Origin of the sequence: Mesorhizobium sp. M4A.F.Ca.ET.050.02.1.1 (genome assembly GCF_003997725.1) — a bacterium.
Classification (GTDB): domain Bacteria; phylum Pseudomonadota; class Alphaproteobacteria; order Rhizobiales; family Rhizobiaceae; genus Mesorhizobium.
In genome coordinates, this window is sequence record NZ_RZSG01000873.1 from 1 (window position 1) to 2,384 (window position 2,384).

General features: G+C 58.2%; 3 protein-coding genes. 2 read left to right on the forward strand and 1 reads right to left on the reverse strand.

What is annotated here, in order from left to right:
* Window positions 1–956, reverse strand: a 956-nt coding sequence (locus EOA33_RS32480) for a four-carbon acid sugar kinase family protein (protein ID WP_145989420.1), incomplete at its 3' end; no start/stop codon positions are given.
* A gap of 147 nt (window positions 957–1,103) precedes the next feature.
* Between EOA33_RS32480 and EOA33_RS32485 the strand changes: the two genes are divergently transcribed.
* Together EOA33_RS32485 and EOA33_RS32490 are read left to right on the forward strand one after the other, a co-directional pair.
* On the forward strand, window positions 1,104–1,898 hold the full coding sequence (locus EOA33_RS32485) for a 3-oxoacyl-ACP reductase family protein (RefSeq protein WP_067326879.1): 795 nt from the start codon (window positions 1,104–1,106) through the stop codon (window positions 1,896–1,898).
* Between the two features lie 98 nt (window positions 1,899–1,996).
* The coding region (locus EOA33_RS32490) for a GntR family transcriptional regulator (RefSeq protein WP_145989421.1) at window positions 1,997–2,384 on the forward strand (388 nt) is incomplete at its 3' end.

The following is a 2,384-nucleotide window of genomic DNA, read 5'->3' on the forward strand; positions in this document are numbered from 1 at the left end:
GCTTCGCGGGCCGCCGCAGCACTTTGCTCGTCTGATGCGATCTTTGACACGTCCAAGTGAACCATGCTCCAGCCTGCAGCTTCCGCGGCGGCGATCTGGCGACCAGTCTGAAGGGCGCAACTGCCTGACAACACGAGCAGTTTCTCGACGCCGGAGATTTCGGTATTGAGGGGCTTGGAGCCGGACAGGAGACCCAACCGAGCCCAGAGCGCGCCAAGTTGCTGCGCGAGACCTTGAGCTGCAAGCGCGAAAATCGGCAGCGTTGAAGCCCTGGCCCAAAGCAAATCCGCGACCGCGGCCAAGTCGGCATTTTCAACGCCGTCGAAAATGACACCCGCTCCATCCTGGAAAGCCTTGAGAACACATTCGTGCATGCTGGCCCGGTTGCGGATCATGGGAAGCGTGACGTTGACGAACTCCTTGTCCGTCTGCCCGGCTAGATGGATCCGTAGATCCGCCTCGTGCATCGGCGTTTTGGGATGGCTGTTCATGCTCGGATGACGGTCCAACCGATCGATTCTGTCGGCGAAGCGCGCGAAATGATTTCCGAAGCAGGTGTAGCGTCCGAAGTCGGGTGTGGCCGCAAGCACGGGGACGTCACGTTCTCCGAAGTGGATGGCGGCTCGATCGAGGACAGCTCCGTAGTTTCCGACCGTCGGCGATGAGTCGAAGGTCGAGCAAATTTTGTATTGAATGAAGGCGCTGCTCAGCCTCCCCATGATCGAGAAGGCGCTGTCCAGCTCGGCGTCGAGTTCGACTCCCGATAGCGCCCGGGCTGTGCCCGCGAAACCGAGTACATCGTAGGATTGAGAATCGGCGACAACCTTTTCCATCGCGGGACGCGCCAGATAGAGCTTACCCTTTACGCCGCTACGATGGAACTGCGCCAGGTTCTCGGACGAACCTGTGAAATCATCGCCATAAAACACGGCTTTCAGTCTCGCAGCTGAAGGCATTCCAATCTCCCATCATCCCTGGCCGAGGAAATCTGCCTCCTCACCCCGAACCAGAGTTCACTTGACAAGACTCATAGGAGGAGCCCATAACCCTGTCAAGGTCATACCTCATACCTTATACGTCACATCTTCATAGGAGGACTGAAAATGAGACTCTCGGGTCGGACCGCCGTGGTAACCGGGGCAGGACGAGGGATCGGGCTCGCGGTTGCTGAGGCTTACATTCGCGAAGGTGCGAACGTGGTCATCGTCGATCGCGATTCAGACGTGGCAAACGCAGCCGCTGATCGCCTTGGCGAAAAGGCGTTGGCGGTTCGGGCCGACATTTCTGTCGACGAGGACATCACGGCTATCGTGGAGAAGACAGTCGAGCGGTTTGGGGCGGTCGAGATCTTGGTCAACAACGCGGGCGTCGGTGCAACCACGTTGTTCCTCGAGAGCTCGAGGGAAGAATTCGAACGCGTCGTTCGGATCAACTTGACCGGGACATTCCTCGTAGCACAGGCGTTCGCGCGGATTATGGCAGCGAAGGGATATGGAAGGATAATCAATATCGCCTCACTGTCCGGCCAAAAGGGAGGCGTCGGGCGATCGGCTTATGGCGCGTCGAAGGCCGGGGTCGAACTCCTCACCAAGGTGATGGCGGTCGAGCTTGCGGAGTCTGGCATCACAGTCAACAACATCGCGCCCGGCCCCATTCTCACCGAGGTGTCGAAGGTCATGCACACGGTAGAAACCCGTGAAGCGTACCATCGACTCGTCCCGCAGCGCCGGTATGGCGAGCCGTCAGAAATCGCGGATGCCGCAGTGTTCTTGGCGAGCGATGAGGCAGCCTACATCACCGGACACACACTCAATGTCGACGGCGGCTTTCTTGCTGCGGGTTTGATGTTCCCGTTCGATCCGAAAGCCTCGAAGCGGCTGGGACAAATCAGCGAATAATCCTCGTCATCCGGGCTTCCGCAGTTCGGAGTTTGTCGCGAAAGGCAAAACGCGGTATGACCTCGTACCTTCTTCAAGACGACGGAGCGTGACAAGGAATGCTGTCTGTTGATCCAAAGAAAATCCCAAGCAGGCTGGAGATTGCGCTGGACTACATTACAGGCGAAATCGCTAATGGAAACCTTGGACCCGGGGACAAACTGCCCAACGAGAAGGAACTGGCCCAGCAACTCGGAATCAGCCGGACACCAATCCGGGAAGCAATCAAAACGCTCGCGGTGTCGGGAATCGTCGAAACGAGGCACGGATTCGGCAATTACATCCGTAAGGACGAGGGCCTCCCGGCGATGCCGCTGGCCATGTTCAAGCTCTACCTCCAAAGCTCGACGCCCGAAATGCTGATGGAACTGCGATACGTCTTCGACCGCAACTGCTCCGAACTTGCTTCGGTTCGGCGCACTGAGGAAGATCTGGCGGTCATGAGGG